The sequence below is a fragment of the Paenibacillus sp. PL2-23 genome, from assembly GCF_040834005.1.
In the GTDB taxonomy this organism is placed as follows: domain Bacteria; phylum Bacillota; class Bacilli; order Paenibacillales; family Paenibacillaceae; genus Pristimantibacillus.
Window position 1 is genome coordinate 3,830,453 of the sequence record NZ_CP162129.1, and the last position, 19,673, is coordinate 3,850,125.

The following is a 19,673-nucleotide window of genomic DNA, read 5'->3' on the forward strand; positions in this document are numbered from 1 at the left end:
TATACCTCCAGTTGTTCATGTTCGCTCTGTTGGCGGTTATCCCGCAGGCTCTTATTCCTTCACCGCGCCAATCGTCAAGCCTTGAATAAAATAGCGCTGGAAGAACGGATAGGCGAATACAATGGGCCCCGTCGCCAGCACAACCATAGCCATGCGGGACGTATCCTGCGGCATGTCCTGCAGAACGCCCATGTTGATGTTTGTGTTCTGCGAATTCTGCAGAATGAATTGCATACTGTTCTCGATCCGCATCAGCATGGACTGCAGCGGCACCAGATTGGGATCATCGATATATAGCAAGGCATTAAACCAGTCATTCCAATAGCCAAGTGTATTGAACAAAGCAATGGTAGCAATGCCTGGGAGCGACAGCGGAAGCACCAGGCGGAAGAATATGCCGAACTCGCCTGCTCCGTCTATTTTGCCTGATTCGATAATGGCTCCAGGGACCATCGTTGCGAAGAAGGTACGCATAATCATAATGTAGAACGCATTGACGAGCAGCGGCATGACAAGAGCCCATACCGAATTTTTTAGCCCCAAGAGCTGTGTTGCAACAATGTAGGTCGGCACTAGGCCGCCGTTGAACAGCATCGTGAAAAACGCGTAGAACGCAAAAACATTACGGTATTTGAACGACCTGCGAGAGATCGCGTAGGCGAACAGCGTCGTCATAACGAGGCTGAGCAGCGTGCCGACAACCGTCACAAAAATCGTAACGCCATAGGAGCGCAACAGCTGGTCGCCCGTCTCGAACACATATCGATAAGCCTCCAGGCTCAGCTTCTCCGGGAACACACTGTACCCATTCAGCGCCAGCGTGCTTTCGTCCGTGAAGGAAATGATGGTCACGAACAGGAAGGGGAAGACGCATAGGAAGGCGACAATGGCGGCAATGACGTTGAACACAATGTTCCATCCGGAGGACAGCCTCTGGAAATCGCGGGATTGCTTATTTGTTTTGATCACGTGGATGGCTCCTCTCCTTCTAGAATAATGCGTTGTCCTTGTCATATCGTCTGACAATGTAATTGGACGTAATGACGAGTATGAAGCCGATGAGCGACTGATATAGGCCTGCAGCGGTGCTCATTCCAATCTCGCCCGTTGCTTTAAGGCCGCGATAGACATATGTGTCGATAACGTTCGTCACGGAATAGAGCGGTCCGGAGTCGCGAGGCACCTGATAGAACAACCCGAAGTCGGCATAGAATATTTTACCAATTGCCAGCAGGGTAAGAATAATAATTAGCGGCTTCAGCATCGGCAAGGTAACGTTCCGGATTTGCTGCCACTTGTTCGCGCCGTCGATCATCGCCGCTTCATACAGGGAGCGGTCAATACCCATAATGGCAGCCAGGTAGACGACGCTGTTGTAGCCAACGGCCTTCCACAGGAATACAACCACGATAATAACCGGCCACCAGGTTGGATCGGTATACCAGTTAATGGGATCGATCCCGAAGTTCGCCAGCACACGGTTCAGTACACCGCGGTCAAGGCTCAGGAAGCTGAATACAAAATAACCGACGATGATCCACGACAGGAAATACGGGAGGAACATGCCCGTTTGATAAATTTTGGCCAGCCGCTTGTTCGCTATTTCAGACAATACGATAGCCAGCGCCACGGACAATATGAGTCCCAGAATAATAAAAAATGCGTTGTAGAGCACGGTATTCCTCGTAATGAGATACGCGTCGTTGGTGCTGAACAGGAACTTAAAGTTGGAGAGACCTACCCAGTCGCTGTTCACGATACTGGCCCAGAAGCCGTCGCGGCTCACCCGGTATTGCTTGAAGGCAATGACAAGACCCGCCATGGGCAGGTACGAAAAAAAGAGAAACCAGAGCGACGCCGGCAGCACCATCAGCAGCATGGCCTTGTTGCGATTCAAATCCTTGAAGAACCGTCCGATAGCTCCCATGTTCATTCACTCCTAATCTATTTGGATTTTGGTTCATAAAATAGGCATACACTGGCCATACAGAAGAAGGACGAATGATGACCATCCGTCCCTCCCTCCTCTGAACTTCGGATTATTGAGCTGCTTTCCACTCGTCAATCTGACGCTGAATCTCAGCCATGACCTTATCCAAACCGGCTGCTTTGAATTTCTCAATCGCTTTAGGCAGATGCTCATCCGGATTTACCGTTCCCGTCAGCAGCGCAGCCCAGTACTCTTCTTTCACATTGCTGACCGCAGCTAGCTCAGCAGTGACAGCTGTGGGATCGAAGTTAAAGCCAAGCAGCGGAGCTTCCGTGCCGTTCTGGTTGAAGGACTTGAATTCCTCCCATTTGTTGTCTGGGTCGGATGGGTTCAGATACGTCAGCATGACATTGCCAAGCGAGAAGGTTGGCATATCATAGTTTTTGGACTCCTCCAGGTTCTCCATACGGTTATCACCTGTTACCTTGTAGTGCACGCCTTCAATGCCGGAATCCACCATATTGCGAAGGACAGGGTCCGTATTCAGCAGGTTCAGGAATTCCATAGCCTTCTCCGGATGCTCGGAGTTAGCGGAGATCGCCTGCATGGAGCCCATGACCGACCAGTTGTAGATCAGCGATTCACTCTGAGGAGTGGATACAACGGGATAGCCGTAGCTTTGGGACCAAAGATTGTCTGCGAACGGCTGAGTTGTTGCTTTGTCAGCGAACCATTTGCCCGTTGTCTGGAGATCCGTTAACGAATCCAGAGTAGAGGCTTCTGTCGGGACATAACCAGCCTTGTAATATTTGTGCATAGTCGCCAGCGCTTGCTGCATCTCAGGCATCTCCAGCACGTTGACTACCTTGTAGTCTGTCGTATCCAGACTTACTGCAAACGGCATATTCTCGATAATGAAGTCATATGGAACGTAAGGCTTGTAGGTTTTGTCTACTGCAAGCGGTGTAACGCCCGGCTCATTTTCCTTAATGGTCTGCAGCAATGGCTCCAGGCTCTCCAGGCTGTAGATGCCGTCCAGGCTCAGGCCGTGTTTGTCCAGCAGCCCTTGGTTGAAGCGCCAAACCTCCTGTGCAGGAAGCTCTTTGTTGGCAGGAATGCCGTAGTTTTTGCCATCGACCTTGGAGCCCTCCAGGAAGGCTGGGTCCAGCGTTTCCTTGATGCCTTGGCCGTGCGAGTCGAGCAGCTCGCCGATTTCCAGGAATGCGCCCTTCCGCGCGTTCTGAACATAATCGAATGCCCACGAGGACGTAAACATAATGTCCATCGGCTCACCGGACGCTGTCATCACCTGAAGCTTCTGCGTGTAATCGCCCCAGTCAATCATATTCATCTGAACCGTCACGCCGATTTTTTCCTTCGTGTAGGCGCTGACTTCCTCCATCACGCGGTTAACATCCTTCTGAGGAGTGCCAATCGTATACCAGATCAGCTCAACCGGCTCCTCGCCGCCGTTATTGCTTTCATTGCTTTCAGAATTGCCGCATGCGCTTACGATTAACGATACCGCAAGAATCAGCGCTGCAATCGGCATAAAGCCTTTTTTCTTTTTCCCCATTTTCTTTTTCCTCCCTCATTTTGTTCGAGTTCGTTCAGCCGCTTGGCCTACCTTTACAGTACCGTATGAAAACAGTTACAAATAGGCGACTTATTAAACCTATCGTCTCCAAACTAAACCTGAATACTCACGCGTGGACCGCTTTGACCCTTTTGCCACAAAAAAAGCCCCAAACCATCAGGTCTGGAGCAAGCTTTTATAATCTGTAGGCGACACTCCTACATACTTTTTGAACTGCTTGTAGAAGTAGCCCATCTCCCAGTAGCCCACCATTCTGGCAATTTCATTCACCTTCAGGCCAGGCTCCGCCAGCAGCTCCTTCGCCTTCTGGATCCGGAACCGATTCACATATTCCGAGAATGTCTCGCCGGCCTCCCGTTGGAACAAACGCCCCAGATAGACGGGATGTATATTGAACTGCGCGCTCAAGGATTTCAGCGACAGCTCCTCCGCGCAGTTCTCGTGAATTCTGGCCAAAATTTGACCGATGACTGGGCTTTTGGTATCGCTGACAAGCGACTCCACGGCAGCCTTGGCCACCTCCTCCACAAGCGCCGTCACATCAGCCAAGGTGTCTGCATCCATTACTCGGCGAGCGGCATCCTCCGGGATCAGCTCCGGCACGGGCGTTTTCTTAATGGCGCCCAGCTCCAGCTTCAGATGAAGCATCAGCTCCAGCGCTGCGTTCTGAAGCCGTGCAGGCGTCATCCCTGGAGCTTCGGCCAGCCTGCTCAAGTCGCTGTGAATGCGTGTCAGCAAGGCTTCCTTCTCCTTCGCTGCAAGCAGCCTCGCATAATCGCTCCAATCCATGGAGGGCAGAGGAGTACCGTCTGCCGAGGTTGAGGGACTGGCAAGCTTGCCGAAGTCCAGCACCTCCAGCTGGGGATGAATAAAGGCGTATTCCATCGCCTTCTTCGCTTCGTCATAGCTTCGTCCCGCTTCCTCTTCTCCAAGCGCGACGCTGCCAAGGGAAATCGTTATTCCTTCAACGGACAAAGCTTCCGTCAGATGCTGCAGCAGGCGGCGTCCTTCCCGTTCGGCATCCCCCTGTCGCTCAGGGAACATCACGATGCCCAGCGCCCCCTCCTTATCGCGGAATGGAATACCGAGGCCATGCCGCTCCGCCTGCCGGAGCAGCTCGCTGCGAAGCTGCTCCTCTCCCGTGCCGGCTTTAAGCATGACAACGAGCATAAATTCCTTATCCAGGTCCATGCCCAGCATCTCCGCCCGCTCATGGAGCTCGCCCGGTGCAATATCGCCTGCAAGCCAGCGATTGACGATATTATCCCGCAAGACATCCATATCCTCCGCCTGCCAATCCCCTCTGTCTCGGCCCCGTGCGTCAAGCTTCTCAATAATGCCCTCCAGCGTAGACTTCAGCTCCGCGAGATTGATGGGCTTCAGCAGATAGTTTTCGATTCCCAGTCGCAGCCCTTGCTTCAAATAGTCGAAGTCGTTGAACCCGCTGAGAATGACGACGTGCAGATGGGGATACAGCCTCCTCGCCTCTTGAATCAGGTCAAGACCGTTCATGGCAGGCATGGAAATATCGGTGATTAAGATGTGGACCGGAGCCAGCCGCAGCTGCTCCAGCGCGCGCACGCCATTTTCAGCTGTCCCCACAATCTCCAGCTCATAGCTGGACCAGTCGAGAGCATCGCGCAGCCCCTCCAATATAAACGGTTCATCATCCGCCAGGAATACTTTATACATGCAGCCCCTGCTCTCCCTTCTTGACTGGAAATTCTAATGTCACGCAGACGCCCCCTTCCGGACGATTCAACACCTGCAGTCCGCCCTCATTGCCATAAATCAGCCGCAGCCGTTCATGCACGCTCCGCAAGCCGAAGGAGGATGCTCCCTCCTCCTGCCCGTTACGATCCCCCGTCGCATCGAGGGCTTGCAGCCTATCGGCTGGAATGCCTGTTCCGTTATCGCGAATCTCGATACGCACAAGCTCACCATCCTTGGCGCCCTCGATTTCAATGCGATTGTCCCGATCATCCTGACGCAGTCCGTGCACAATATAATTTTCGATAATGGGCTGCAGCAGCAGCTTCATCGTCTCTACCCCGCCTGTACCGGGCTTCAGACGAATCTCATACGCAAACTTGTCCTTGTAGCGTATGCGGAACAGCTCCAGATACAGACGGCACATCTCGATCTCGTCCTTCAGCGTATACACCGGCTTATCGCGGACAACGTTGCGGAACAAGGCTGACAGGCTGTAGATCATCTCCGCTACATCGTCAGCTCCCTGTGACAGGGCGCGCATCCGAATAACCTCCAAGGTGTTGTACAGGAAATGCGGATTCACGCGTGCTTGAAGCGCCGCATATTCCGTTCGCTTCTCTCTAATTTCCGCCTTATAGACACGATCAATATAACGCGTCAGCTCGTCGAGCATCTCGTTGAAGCTGCGTCCGATCTGTCCCAGCTCATCATCCTTGTCATCCGGAATGCGAGGCGTCAGCTCTCCCTGCTCCACCTTGCGCATGAAACGAATAATGTTGCTCGTTCGTTTGGCATAGTTCATGACCAGCGCTCCTGGAATAATGACGACACAAATAATACTAACCGCAGCAGCCGCAATAATCGCGAGCCGGTAGCCCTCGTACGCCGCCGCCACCTCCGCCTTGGGCGCTATTCCTACAACCGTATAGCCAGCCTGGCTATTCGTCAGCTTATTGATATAGGCGGTCTCTCTCAGACGCTCCTCGGCATCCAGCGATTCCAGTATATCCGCATGGGGATGCCGTTCACCGTTATATTGACCCGTGGAATCATACAACACAAAGCCATCGGCCGACAGCACCAATATGGCGCCCATGCCTTCCTCGGCAATCCGTCTGACAGCACGGTCGATCCCATCAGTCCGGAAGAAGGCGATCATCTGGCCGACATTCTTGTAGGTATCCTGATCGTTAATCGGCTCCCGGAAGGAGATGAGCCCGCTTCCTTGCTGACGCTTGCCCAGCGCCTTCAGGAGCCAGGCATTAGGCGTGCCAACAGGCTGCAAATTGAGTGCCATTGCGTCGGGGATATAGGAGTGGCCTGCGTGAGTGCCAATCAGCTTGGATTGTCCGTTCTGATTATAGGCGTACAGGAACTGCCTCTCCGCGCTGTACAGGAGCACATGCTCCGCGCTGGGATGATCCTCTATCCAATTATCGAAGTAGGACAAGGCGTTCACCCCAAGGCCGCTCTCTTGATAGAAGCTGTCCAGCTTCAGCCGAATATAATCGTCAAAGGAGTGCTGAAGCAGATAGGAGGTATGGTCTGCCAGAACGCGATTGCGGTACAGATTGCTCACCGCCGCTTGCACATCTTCATGGATGCTGGCCATCTCCTCGCCAACGGCATCAATGGTTTGTTTCTGCTTGTCGAGCACATCCTCCACGATTGTGCTGGCCAGGTAGGTATAAACAGCGAGGGCCAGCGTCACAATCAGGACGACGGCGATGGCCGCGAACAGCAGGATCCACTTGGCGAACAAGCTATTGCGAATGCGATTGCGATAAAAGCTTACAAGCATATATGTTCTCTCCTTGATGTAGCCGATCCCATGATTGTTTTCATCTTAGCATATCTCGAACTGTCTGTCGCAACACAGACGAAAGAGCGGTACAGGTGAGCTCCTGTACCGCCTCTTGATCGTTATTGTACCGCTGAAGCTGCAGGGGGATCGATGTCGTGACTGCTCCTAGCCGCCTCTCCTGTCGCCTCCTGCGCTCCCTTCCTTTCGAATCGTACATTATCGATATAGATTTGATGCGGAGAGACGCCATCCTCCGGCATTTTACCCAATAGCAGCTTGAGGCTTGCGGCATCATCCTGCGTCATTGTGAAGTCGAAGCTATAGGTCTGAACATAATCCTCCAGCCGCACTCTTTCATTCAAGTATCGGAAGTAGCTGCTATTCTCCACAGATAAATCAACGGAACGCGGCGTTGTCGCTCTGGCAGTGAACGAAACGGTATACGTTATCCCCTTCTTGAGTGTCACCGCATTCTGGAACAGGACAATATCCCAAGGGTTAAGGCCAGGATGATGGATCGCAGCTGCGGCTGCTCCATTCTCTGCTGTTACAACGGCACTGGAGGGCCCGTCATAGACACCCTGCACATGAGTGAACCAGCCCGCCATCCCGTTGTCGAAGCCGCCGTTAACGGCTAGAAAAGCCTGGGTACGGGCATCCTTCAGCTCCACACGTACATTGTCAACCATAACGGTATGTGATCCCAGCGGGGCTGCATTCTGCAGCTTGCCCAGGAGCAGCTTGAAGGATGCTGTTACATCCGCGTTCACCGGCAGCTCGTAGCTGAAGCTCCTCCAATCCGTCGTCAGCTGCTCTCGATTCGATAACAGGCGAGCCCCTGGAATGTCAATAACAATTTCTGTTTCCCGATCAATGGAGGACTTTGCGTCCAATGTCACGATATAGGTCCCATTCCTTCTCAGGGGGAAGTCGGTCTGCATCAGCATGACATCCCACGGATTATTCCCCACACTGGATATGCTGCCAACTGCAGCACCGTTCTCCACGCTGAATCGTGTTACGGAATCCCAGCCGTCGTATCGTCCCTGCACATGCTCGCTCCAGCGGTTCATGCCGTTAGAGAAGTCGCCGTTCTTAAGCGGGAACTGCTCCTCAAGCGGCAGGCCTACATTGTTGTCGGTCAGTCGAGTGAGGACGACATCATCGATGTAGACATCTCCGCTGCCGCTGCCGAGAAGGAAGGCGAGCTGACTCGATTTGCCCTCTCCTCCTTCCATCCAGAAGCTAAGCTCATACGCCTCCATAGCTGTGCTCAGCGCAACTGTCTGAGAAGACGCATAGACGGAGCCATCCGGCTTCTGCAATTGAGCGGCAATGGTTCTGCTCAGAGAGGCTCTAGCCTTGAACGTCAGCTTATATTCATTGCCGTCAATCAAGGTTAGTCCCTTCTGCACTAGCGCAACGTCCTCTGCGCGGGCTCCTGGCTCCGGAAGAGAAACCATCAGCTCACGGGCAGCCGCATCCACGGATGCATGCGCCTCCGCAGCTCCTTGTTTTACAAGCTGCCAATAGGTGAGACGGTCCATCCGGCCCAGCTCAAAGCTTCCATTGTAAATATGATTGCCATTCTCCAGAGGCTCCTTCTCCCCATTTTCGGCATAGGGATCAGGCGCGGTTGTCTCTTCCAGGCGCACATTGCCAATCCATACCGGCGAAGTGCCAACACCCATGTTGAACTCAAGACGCGCCAGTTGATCGGTATCGCTCGTCATCTGGAATGTCATCGAGTAGCTGCTCACCGTGCCAGTCAGCTTTGTCTCCAGACTGTCGGAGTAGACGGACCAGCCTCTGCTTGCTCCGCCGCCCAGCTTCACCGCCATGGTCCGATTCGCATCCGACTTGGCGTCGAAGCTTAACTGATACCATCGACCCTTGCCCAGGGTCACATTCTGAATGAGCTGTACGGCATGAGCCGCATTGCCTCCGGAGGTGATGTTCACCTTCGCGAATCGATCGCCAGCAAGCGTATCGACGCTGACCGCCCCGGCTCCTCCGAATGTATCCACCGTTACAAAATTCCAATAGCGGGTGTTCAATGAATCCCCTGATGTTGTTACATTGGTGAAGGCTTCCTCATAGCCAGCATCATATACAAAATTCCCCGCGATGGGCTCTTTGTAGGAGGATGGATAAGGCTCTGCCTCTATAACCGGCTCCACAGGTGTCCGATAAGGACGGCCGTCCAGCTCATACACGCGCACATAGTCGACTTGCATCTCGGCAGGCATATCAGAAGCAGCCGGGACTCTGCCCCCATCATAATTGCCGCCGACAGCCAGATTCAGAATCATGTAGAAGGGCTTGTCGAACGGAGCAGGGTAGGCATATTTGGCAGGCTCTCCCGCTCCCCAGCTATCCCAGCTATTGATGGTTTGATACAGCTTGCCGTCTACATACCAGCGGAGCTCGCCTGGCTCCCATTCCAGTCCGTATACATGGAAGCCTGTAATATCCTCCTCGCCCTCGAAGTGATATTCGGCTCCGGTTGATTTGTTATTGGGCCAGTTGCGACCATAGTGGATGGTGCCTCCCACTTCCTTCAGCAGCCGGCCGCGCGCCTCCATAATGTCAATCTCCCCTGAGGCTGCCCATCCGCCGTATTCCTTGTCCTGCGGCATCATCCAGAATGCGGGCCACAAGCCCTCGCCGGCAGGCAGCTTCATCCGGGCTTCAAATTTCCCATAGGCCTGCGAGAAGGTTGGCTCCGTGAACAATCGCCCGGACGTATATGGCTTGCCTTCATAGGACTCTTGCTTGGCAGTAATAGTCAGCAAGCCATTGTTGACCGAAATATTATCCTGCCTGTAATATTGCTGCTCATTATTGCCCCAGCCATCCAGACCATATTGCGAGCCTGTTCCAAGCTGGTAGCCCCATTTGTCCAGATCAATGCCGTTTGTGTCGAGATTGCTTCCACTGCGATCGAATTCATCGCGCCACACGATTCTCCAATCCGCTTCCTGCGGAACGTCCGTTGGCACAGGGCTGGCTGACGGGCTGCTTGTCGGAGAAGCGGTTGGCGTCGGTGCAGGAGTGCTTATCGGCGTGCTGACGGAAGATGTAGGTTTTGGACTCGGCACCTTTACTTCTGCACCAGCCTTGTTCGTCAGCTCGCCAATCCTGCCGCTTGACTGCAGCGTACTGCCCTTGGCTTCTTCTCGGAACGTAAGCTGTTGAACGGAAGCTCCCTCCTCTACCTCGATATAGGCCCCGCTCTCTACATTCATCTGTGCAACTGCTGTCTGCCCTTCCAGTACAACTCGCACCGGGCCTGCTTGTCTGGATACGATGATGGATTCGACATTGGAATCCTGGATATGAATACTATTGGCGCCACCCCCATCGATATGAAGATTGCCGCGAATAGCCGAACCGGAGATCGTCACATCCCCTTCGCCAACACCCTCCGTCACATAAACATTTCCTTTAACCTCGGCTCCTTGGAGGGTAACCTGGTCAGTGCGAATGACAACATGGCCATTCGTTTCGATGTTTTTGTAGATGCCGGCCGTGGAATACACCTCTCCAGACAAGGTATAAAGCAGGGCAACGGCTTCTGCTCGAGTGACTGTGCGCTTCGGTCTGAATGTTCCGTCCGAATATCCCTTAATCACACCATCCGCTGTCAGCCTGGCAATGGAGGCTGCTGCATAAGTGTCGATGTCCCGGCTGTCTGTGAACACTGCCAAGCTTGCCTGAAGCTTCTCTTGATCGGGCAGCTCCAGCTTAAAGGCTGCTGCCAGCAGCTTCGCGGCATCCTGTCTGCTTACGGGGGAGGCTGGCCTGAAGGTGCCATCGGGGTAACCCGTTATGACACCGGCAGCGGCTGCGCCAGCTACATCCTCAGCATACCATTCGTCGCCGAATACATCCGCGAAGACGGGGTCGACGCTCCCTTTATAGTGGAATACGCTGCTCAGCAGCCTTGCGAACTGCGCTCGTGTGACCGGAGCATCTGGGCGAAGGGTGCCATCCGGATAACCGGACAGCAGTCCCTGGTCCTCCCACTCCTTCATTGCCGAAAACCCCCAATGCTTCTCCTCCAGCACCGTTTGCTCCTTTGCTTGCGCGCTGTGTGCCTGGCTCGTCGGCAGCATCGTGACAGCCATGGCCGCCACAAGCAGCAAGGATAATCCCTTTTTCCTCATTGTAGCTTGCTCCTTCCTCCAAATAAGGTTTCGTACACTTATTACTCTCGATATGTAATCGCTTACATTGACATGAGAAAAGCAGCCCGCCGCTAAGAGTTCAATGGTGACACTTCAGATGGCAGGCTGCTCATGATGAGTTAGTCTTGGTCTATTGCCTTGTTCGTGCAGAGCTTGTTGTAGATCTTATTTGGCTTTGTCGTACCACTCGTTAACTTCCTTCGTAATTTGCTCCCCGCCGGATTTCATCCAGTTGTCGACCATCGTGTCGAAGGAGTCGAGCGGTTGCTGGCCATATACAATCTTGCTGTACGTTTCGTTCAACAGCTTGTTCAGCAGCTCGTTTTTGCTTTGCATCGTTTCAGTCAGAGGTCCCATATAGTAGTTCTTCATACGGATGTCCTTCTGATCCACCACAACCTTCATGGCTTCAATGTTCTCAATCTTACGGCCATTAAATTCTTGCTTCTCGTATGGCGTCTCCGGCTCTGCGCCGCTCGCAAGCTTCACATGCGTGTCGGCATACAGGGTCGGAATACGCGCGCCCTCGTAAGTCAGGGAGTAGAAGAGCGGAGGAGCCGCTTTATCCTTCAGACCCGGGAACAGCTCCGGATACTTCGCGATATCCGTTGTCACGGTTCCATCTTGCAGTACAGCGTAGTCGTAGCCTTCCGCGAAGCCGTTCGCAAATTCGCTGTCCGGCTGCGGGTTCGCCGTATTCTCGAAGAACCAGTTGTAGTAATGAAGCACCGCCTCCGGATGCTTGGCGTCCTTGTTAATGAAGAGGTAGCCGTTGGACGGAGGATTGCCGCCTGCCGAGCCGATCTTGCCATCATTGCCACCAGGAACCGGGTAAGCTTTGAAGCTTGCGCCTGGCACATTGGATACCAGATCCGGGAACGGCCATGCCGGCAGCCAGTTCGGGCCGAACATAATGCCCGCTTCGCCCTTCGTGAACAGTTCGGAGCCGCCAACCTCATCGAACAGCGCCGCGTCCTCCGAGATGTAGCCTTTGTCCATCCATTCCTTCAGCTTGGCTAGCGCTTCCTTGGCTGCAGGATTCACCGAGCCGTGCTCCAGCTTGCCCTCTGCGTTCAGATTCCATTGGCCCGGCATCGTGCCGTGAGCGCCGAATACAAAGCCGATGTCAGTCATCCAGTTGTTGAAGCCGTTCTTGAACGCAGTCGCAAGTCCAATCGTGTCCGCCGCGCCGTTGCCGTCTGGATCCTTATTCACGAAGGCGTCCATTACAGCCTCCAGCTCGGCAATATTCGTAGGCGCCTGCAAGCCCAGCTTGTCGAGCCAGTCTTGTCTAATCCACATGACGTGATCGCCGTTGTAAGCGTAATCGAGGATCGGCAGGGCCATCTTCTCGCCATCGCGAGTAATCGGGAGCCAGATGGAAGAATCTAATGCAAGACCTTCCTTATACGTGTCATTGGCGTATTGTTCAACCAAATCCCCTACAGGCATGAATTGATCGGAGTCAATCAGCATGTTCACCGTTTCCAGATCGCCGCGGTAAGCGACAACATCCGGCATTTGCTCACCCGAGGAGAGCATGAGGCGAAGCTTTGTTTTGTAAGCGTCATTCGTATTGGTGACAACCCAGTTATATTTGATCTCAATGCCAAGGCGTTCCTTGATCATGCGAGTAAGCACGTTATTCTCAATGCTTTCGCCCTCTTTGAAGATGGCCGCATTGTCATTCAGACCCCATACTGTTGTCAGCGTAATCGGAGTTGTGTATTTACCGTTTACAAAGCCTTCGTCACCGCTGGAGCTTGCGCCATTCGTGCTCGCATTGCTGCTAGGAGCCGATGTGTTGTTGCCGTTATTGCCGCCGGAGCATGCCGCGATCGTAACCGCAAAGGATAAGGTCAGCAGCAGAGACAGCCACTTTTTCATTTCTAAATACCCCCTGTAAGTTAAATAATGTTATACATAACGAATTATGTTATTCGTTACTACTTCATCTTACTTGGTCCTCTTATCGCTTTGAAAGACCACTTTTTTGTGTTTGATGCCATTTTGTCGCCTATTCCTTCACCGCGCCAAGAATGATGCCTTTGACGAAATACCGTTGCAGGAACGGATACACCAGCAGAATGGGCAGCGTCCCAATAAAGATCTGAGCCGCCTTTACCGTACGCTGGGAGATGTTCTTCAGCTCGTTAACGTCGGGATTAATTTTGTTGAAATCCTGCTGAACAATAACCGTTTGCAGGAAGGTGGATAACGGATATTTGCGATAATCGGTAATATACAACAATCCGTCAAACCAGGAGTTCCAGTGCATTACCATTGTGAACAACGAGATGGTTGCGATTGCAGGCATGGATACCGGCAAATAAATGCTGACGAGCGTGCGGAACTGCCCGGCGCCGTCGATCAGCGAAGCCTCCTCCAGCTCCTTCGGCACGGCGCGGAAGAAGTTCATCATAAGCACCATATTGAAGACGTTAATCGCAAGCGGCAGCACGAGCGCCCATATGGAATTCATTAAGTCCAGATTGCGGATCAGCATATAAGAAGGTACAATGCCTCCGCTGAACAGCATCGTGAACAGGAAGTACCACATATAGATGGATCGGCTGCGGAAGCCCGCGTTATCCTTGGACAACGCATAGCCTGCCAGCGTCATAAGTCCCATGCCCACGGCTGTGCCCAGCAGGGTGCGCTCAATACCAACCAGCAGCGCATTATGAAAGTTATCGTTGTTTAGCGTCTTCGTATAGGCCTCGAAGTTGAAGCCAATGGGGACAAGTCCAACAAGATTGGAGTTAGCCGGCGCGCTGGCGCTGAAGCTGACCGCGAGAATATGAATCAGCGGCAGCACGCAGGTTAAGCAGATCAGACCTAGCAGCACATAGTTGATGGTCGAAAATATTTTGTAGCCTGTCGTTTTATAATACATCTGTTCCCACCCTTTTTCTCATCCGTCTCTGGCGTGACCTTAAAATATGCGATAGCCGGCGTATTTGTAGGCAAGTCTATAAGCAAATACGATCATAATAAGACCGATCACGGATTTGAACAGCCCTACTGCCGTACCGAAGCTGTACTGCCCATTCAGAATCGCCGTCCGATACACGAACGTATCGATAATATCGCCTTTGTCGTACACAAGAGAGTTGTAGAGATTAAAGATCTGATCGAAGCCTCCGTTTAGTATGTTGCCGAGCGACAGTGTGCCGACTACAACCGCAATTGGAATCATGGCTGGAATGGTAATATGAATCGTCTGCTTCCAGCGATTGGCCCCATCCACCTCCGCCGCTTCGTACAAGGAGGGGTTGACGCCCGCAAGCGCGGCCAGGAATACGATCGTGTTGAAGCCGAAGTTTTGCCAAATATCGCTGACAACTACCGTGAATCGGAACCAATCGCCGTCTGTCAGCCATGGAATTGAGGTCATGCCCAGCGACATCAGCGTTGTATTCACAATGCCCTTGCTTCCCAGCATATCGGTCAGAATCGCTCCGAGTATGACCCAGGAAATAAAGTGGGGCAAGTACACCAGCGTCTGTACAACACGCTTGAAGAACACTCTTCTGATCTCATTCAGCAGAATCGCAAAAACAAAGGGCACGATCAAGCCAAACACAATCTTCAAGCCCGATATGATTAACGTGTTCCAGATAACCTCCTTGCTATCCGGATATTCGAACATAAATCGGAAATGCTCCAGGCCGATAAATTCGGAATGAAACAGGCCATGCTTTGGCTTAAAATCCTGGAATGCCATCACAAGGCCGCCCATCGGCACATAGGCGAATATAAACGTAACAATCGCTGCCGGAAGCAGCATGAGATGCAAGGGCCAAGTACGACTCCACTTCTCTCTCATCCGCTCTGGCTTTTTTTTCATCTCTGGTTGCTGCGGCTGGTTGATCACACTCTCCACCGTGTGTCTGCCCCCTTTCGAAAATTGGAGTTGTCTTTTAACCTCTCCCTGTATCATAATCTTATCAGCACTCTCCCCTGTGCTTATAGACCACGATTTTTGGAAGCATGCCACTTTTTTTGTTTCCTGTGCTCCAACATTGCGCCAAAGGTGAGGTAAAGGATGCGACTAAGAGAAAATACATTTGCCAAAATTATGACTCTGATAGTTTTGTTATTAATTCCCATTATTTTATTGTACACACTATCCATAAGAACAAGCATTCAGGTCATCAAGGACGAGATGCGCTCGCTTAAGCAGAAGGACATTACGTATCTAGCCAGTGAAATCGACAGAAGCGTTACCACGTTATCCTCACTTGGCTTTCTTCTCAGCGAGGATATTCATATTCAGCAGCTGCAGACGCTTCACCTTATTGAAAGCGCTTATGATCGCAACGACGAGCGGCTGCGCATCATGGAGAGGCTGCGCCTTCTCAACGTGTCCCAGAGATGGGATACGCAATACAGCATACTAGCGCCGGAGAATGAGGAGTTTGTATCCACGAACAAATATCTCTCCTATGATCTAGAGCGTGTCCAAGCATCGCTGGCGCCGAATTGGCGTTATTTGGAGATGACAACTCAAAATATGAAGCAGCAGCGCTTTGTCCGTCATATCGTGAAGCCCCGCAGCAAGCTGACAGATCTGAAGAACGCGGGTATCATTGTCGAAATATCGTTTCCGGAGGAGCATATTATCAAGGACCTGGATGCCTTCAAGCAAACAGGCAAAGGCGATCCTTTCCTAATGGACGCCAATGGCAGCACGATTCGGAACAAAAGCTCCAACGACGGCATGATTGCCTTAATTGGCGGCCTTATACAAGCCAACGAGCTGCATCCTGCCGCCAGCAACCAAATCGTCAAGCTGGAAGGCAGCGATTATCTGATTACATTCGCTTATATTGGAACGCTGAATTGGTATTTGGTGGATTACGTGCCCATTGAGGAAGTGCTGCAGCCTATCGTGAAAAGCCAGATGCTGTTCTACGGCTCCGTAGCGCTGCTCCTCATCATGAGCCTTCTCGCGGGGTACCTGCTCTACCGCAATGTGCAGCGCCCCATCGGTCTGCTGATCCGCAACGTCAAGCGGCTGCAGGAAGGGAATTATTCGGCTCGGATTAATGTTAATCCGAAGAACGAGTTCAGCTACCTGTTCGAGCGGTTCAACGACATGGCCGCGGAAATCGAGAGGCTGATCGGCAAGGTGTACGTGGAGGAGCTCAGGCGCCGCGAGGCCAACGTCAAGCAGCTGCAGTCCCAGATCAACCCGCATTTCCTGTACAACTGCTTTGCGCTGATTCGCAGCCTGGCGAGGCTCGACAAGAAGGAATCTGTTATGACGATGAGCCTGCACCTGTCCAAATATTATCGTTATACAACAAGGGTAGAGAAGCTGACGGCTACACTGAAGGAAGAGCTCCAGCTGCTGGAGAGCTATCTGGAAATCCAACGCTTCCATATTCAGCATTTGAATTATCGCATACAGGTGCCGGAGACCATGCTAACGTTGGAAATTCCGCGTTTGCTGCTTCAGCCGATCGTCGAAAATGCTGTTCTGCACGGCATTGAGCGGTTCGACGGCGACGGGGTCATTGCCATTACGGGAGCTCAATCGGGTGGCTGGAACACCCTTCTTGTGGAAGACAACGGTGTCGGCATGACGGACGAAGCACTCCAAAAGCTGGAGCGCGATCTGCTGAATATGCCTGACGACAACACGGGCTGCGCGCTATGGAATATTCGGCAGCGCATGCTGTTCCAGTTCGGACCGAACGCCTCCATACAATTCAAGCTTCGCCCGGAGGGCGGCGTAAGCGTGCGACTGGAATGGCCGGACCAAGCTGCAGAGCATTAAGAAGCGTAACGAACTTGACCTAGACTTAGACTTAGAGAGGCTGATTATCTATGTATCAATTGTTAATTGTGGACGACCAGCCGGATCTGGTGACGGATCTGGCGACCAACCTGCCTTGGCGCAGCATCGGAATCGGTGAAGTGCATCAAGCAGGCTCCGGAGCGGAAGCGCTGGACATTATGCGTTCAACGCCGATCGACGTCGTGATATCCGACATCCGAATGCCGGGCATATCTGGTTTGGATCTGATCGAGACGATCCGGAGAACATGGAGCCATGTGCGTTGCATACTGCTCTCCGGCTACAACGATTTCGAATATGCGCAGCGTGCGCTGAAGAGCCAGGCAACCGACTATCTGCTGAAGCCTGTTGAGGACGAGGAGCTGCTGACTGCCGTGGGGCGGGCGATCGAGGAGCTGGAGAGCCGATGGCGGGAGGTGAGCTCCCATCAAAGCGCAATGGCCTCCATTCGGGAGAATTATCCCATTCTGCGTTCCCATCTTCTCTTGTCTCTGCTGCAGGGCGAAGTAATCGCCCGCGTCCAGCTGGAAGAGAAGCTGGCCATGGTGGAGCTGCCCTTTGCTTACGAAAGTCCATACTGTATGATGCTGCTTCGTATGGAAGACTACTTCTACGAGCAGAATGAACGCGATGCTTCGCTGCTGGAATTTGCGGTATGCAATATGGCGGAGGAAATATTCGCGGAGGAGCATCAGCTGTGGTACGCGAAGGACAGCTTCGGCTACCATGTATTTCTTATTTTCCAGAAGCGGGCTGGCTCCCAGTCTCTTCGCATGGAGTCGATTGAACAGAGGGCTGCGCATCTGCAGCATTACGTCAAGCTTTATTTGAAAGGGACTATATCGCTGGTGCTGGGCGGTCAAAGCACTTTCACCGAGGGGCTGTCCCGGCATTACGAGACGCTGCTTGGCAGCTTTCGCCAGCGCATTGGGGTCGAGCGCGATTTCCTGCTTACGCTGAACGAACAGTCGCAAACTAGTGAGGGAGAAGCCCATTCATTGTCCCACCTGTACCAGCCGCCGCAAATGAGCCACCTGCTGGAAGCCGGACAATGGGAGGCGGCGGAGCAGAAGCTGGAGCAAATCATAGAGGAGCTTGAAGGGAAGCGCGGAGACTCCTATGAGCATATATTGGAAGCCTACTTCGCACTTGTCAGCGCGCTCAGCTATGCCATTCACAAAAACAAGCTGTGGCTGGCGGATTGTCTGGGGGTAGAATACAACCACCTGATGAGCGGCCCCCACTTCCATACGATTGCCCAGCTGAAGTCATGGGTCGAGGATGCAATCAAAAGCTATAGAGGATGTATGGAGGGCCGCGTTCAGGACTCTCGTACGGGGCTTATTCAGAAGGTGCAGGAGTATGCCGCCGGCCGCTTGGCCGACGCCTCCCTGCAGACGATCGCGGATCATGTCTATCTGAACCCCTCCTATCTCTCCAAGGTATACAAGCTGGAGACGGGAGAAGGCATTAGCGAATATTTGTCCCGTCTGAAGATGGAAGCCGCCGCGCATCTGCTTCGTTCATCCTCTCAGAAGATTTATGAGATTGCTGCCGGGGTCGGCTACCAGAAAACCAGTTATTTCATCAAGGTGTTCAAGGACCGATATGGCATGACGCCTCAGGAGTTCCGGGACAAATAATGCGGGCTGGCCGAATAGATCACTACGCCCTCCATGGACAAGCTGGCTCGCACCTTGCCCTCCTGTTCCAGATAGAAGAGGTGAGCTAATGTCTCAGACATGGCAAACCTTAAATTGTGCGGATTCGTGCGCAGCCTCGTCCCGAACAGCGTCTCGCATAAAGCGAATGCGGTTCGGGGCTCCTCTGCGAGCAGGTCTGTCATCCCCTGCAGCCTTCTGGCATGATGGCTTTGCAGCTCGACAATCCGCTCCCGAAAGCCGTTGAACGGATCCCTGTGCCCAGGCAGCGCATAGTCGACGTCATATCGCTTCAGTTCCTCCAGGCTTTGGAGGAAATCCGCCAGCGGGTTCGGCTCCTCGCCGGGAACGGCGCTGACATTCGGCGTAATATGCGGCAGCACCTGATCGCCGCATATCATCCATCTAATGTCGCGCTGGTAGAGGCAAACCGCGCCATAGGCGTGGCCAGGAGCGGCGATCAGCTCCCAGCTCCGCCCGCCCAGCAACATTGTGCCACCCGGCTCCATATACCGGACCTCAGGCTGCGGCGACACAAGCGCATGAAAGCTGTCCAGATTAGCCGCAATGGCATCCATCTCTTCCTGCGGCATGCCATGAGCCGAATATAATTCGCGAAGATCATTCCGGAACCGGCTCTCCGCACCCCATAGCCTTACAGCGTAAGCATGAGACCGTCTCGTTATCCACACAGGCGCCCCGCTTTTCTCCTGCACATAGCCCGCCAGTCCATAATGATCGGGGTGCTGATGAGTCAGAACGACACGCCGAATATCGCTCCAAGCAAGCCCATTCTGCGCCAGCACCTCCTCCCACAGCGCTTTTGCTTCCTCCGTGCCTAAGCCGGGATCGATGATCGTATAGCCATTCTCCTCCGGTATCACATAGCTGTTGACCCACTTGAGGGAGAACGGAAGCGGCACCTTCACCTGCAGCCAATTATGGCTTAATGTTATGCACTCGTTCATCCTA

General features: G+C 53.0%; 12 protein-coding genes. 2 read left to right on the forward strand and 10 right to left on the reverse strand.

What is annotated here, in order from left to right; genetic code table 11:
- Nucleotides 1-51: 51 nt before the first annotated feature.
- The 9 genes from AB1S56_RS16810 to AB1S56_RS16850 form a co-directional block, all read right to left on the reverse strand.
- Nucleotides 52-969 carry a carbohydrate ABC transporter permease gene (locus tag AB1S56_RS16810; protein WP_340868035.1) on the reverse strand — a complete coding sequence of 306 codons (918 nt, stop codon included), beginning with the start codon at nucleotides 967-969 and terminating at the stop codon, nucleotides 52-54.
- 19 nt (nucleotides 970-988) lie between these two features.
- On the reverse strand, nucleotides 989-1,927 hold the full coding sequence (locus AB1S56_RS16815) for an ABC transporter permease subunit (RefSeq protein WP_340868037.1): 939 nt from the start codon (nucleotides 1,925-1,927) through the stop codon (nucleotides 989-991).
- A 112-nt stretch (nucleotides 1,928-2,039) separates the two neighbouring features.
- Entirely contained in the window at nucleotides 2,040-3,506 is a 1,467-nt protein-coding gene (locus tag AB1S56_RS16820) for an ABC transporter substrate-binding protein (RefSeq protein ID WP_340868038.1), read from the reverse strand.
- Nucleotides 3,507-3,683: 177 nt separating this feature from the next.
- The gene (locus AB1S56_RS16825) at nucleotides 3,684-5,219 is read right to left on the reverse strand and encodes a response regulator transcription factor (protein ID WP_340868040.1); all 1,536 of its coding nucleotides are present in this window, start codon (nucleotides 5,217-5,219) and stop codon (nucleotides 3,684-3,686) included.
- A complete protein-coding gene (locus tag AB1S56_RS16830; protein WP_340868042.1) occupies nucleotides 5,212-7,041 on the reverse strand; it encodes a sensor histidine kinase in 1,830 nt (609 codons plus the stop codon). The genes AB1S56_RS16825 and AB1S56_RS16830 overlap by 8 nt, the downstream gene beginning before the upstream one ends.
- Nucleotides 7,042-7,163: 122 nt before the next feature.
- Nucleotides 7,164-11,213, reverse strand: coding sequence for a carbohydrate binding domain-containing protein (locus AB1S56_RS16835; protein ID WP_340868043.1), 4,050 nt, complete (start codon nucleotides 11,211-11,213; stop codon nucleotides 7,164-7,166).
- A gap of 186 nt (nucleotides 11,214-11,399) precedes the next feature.
- Entirely contained in the window at nucleotides 11,400-13,121 is a 1,722-nt protein-coding gene (locus tag AB1S56_RS16840; protein WP_340868044.1) for an extracellular solute-binding protein, read from the reverse strand.
- A 130-nt stretch (nucleotides 13,122-13,251) separates the two neighbouring features.
- Nucleotides 13,252-14,130 (reverse strand): carbohydrate ABC transporter permease, encoded by an 879-nt coding sequence (locus AB1S56_RS16845; RefSeq protein WP_340868047.1) that lies wholly within the window; start codon nucleotides 14,128-14,130, stop codon nucleotides 13,252-13,254.
- Between the two features lie 39 nt (nucleotides 14,131-14,169).
- Nucleotides 14,170-15,084 carry an ABC transporter permease subunit gene (locus AB1S56_RS16850; RefSeq protein ID WP_340868507.1) on the reverse strand — a complete coding sequence of 305 codons (915 nt, stop codon included), beginning with the start codon at nucleotides 15,082-15,084 and terminating at the stop codon, nucleotides 14,170-14,172.
- A 198-nt stretch (nucleotides 15,085-15,282) separates the two neighbouring features.
- Between AB1S56_RS16850 and AB1S56_RS16855 the strand changes: the two genes are divergently transcribed.
- Nucleotides 15,283-17,019, forward strand: a complete 1,737-nt coding sequence (locus tag AB1S56_RS16855) for a histidine kinase (RefSeq protein ID WP_340868049.1) — start codon at nucleotides 15,283-15,285, stop codon at nucleotides 17,017-17,019.
- 50 nt (nucleotides 17,020-17,069) lie between these two features.
- A complete protein-coding gene (locus AB1S56_RS16860) occupies nucleotides 17,070-18,683 on the forward strand; it encodes a response regulator (RefSeq protein WP_340868050.1) in 1,614 nt (537 codons plus the stop codon).
- On the opposite strand, the gene AB1S56_RS16865 is transcribed toward AB1S56_RS16860, so the two are convergent.
- The gene (locus AB1S56_RS16865) at nucleotides 18,662-19,669 is read right to left on the reverse strand and encodes an MBL fold metallo-hydrolase (RefSeq protein WP_340868051.1); all 1,008 of its coding nucleotides are present in this window, start codon (nucleotides 19,667-19,669) and stop codon (nucleotides 18,662-18,664) included. The two genes, AB1S56_RS16860 and AB1S56_RS16865, sit on opposite strands and share 22 nt — an antisense overlap.
- Nucleotides 19,670-19,673 lie beyond the last annotated feature (4 nt).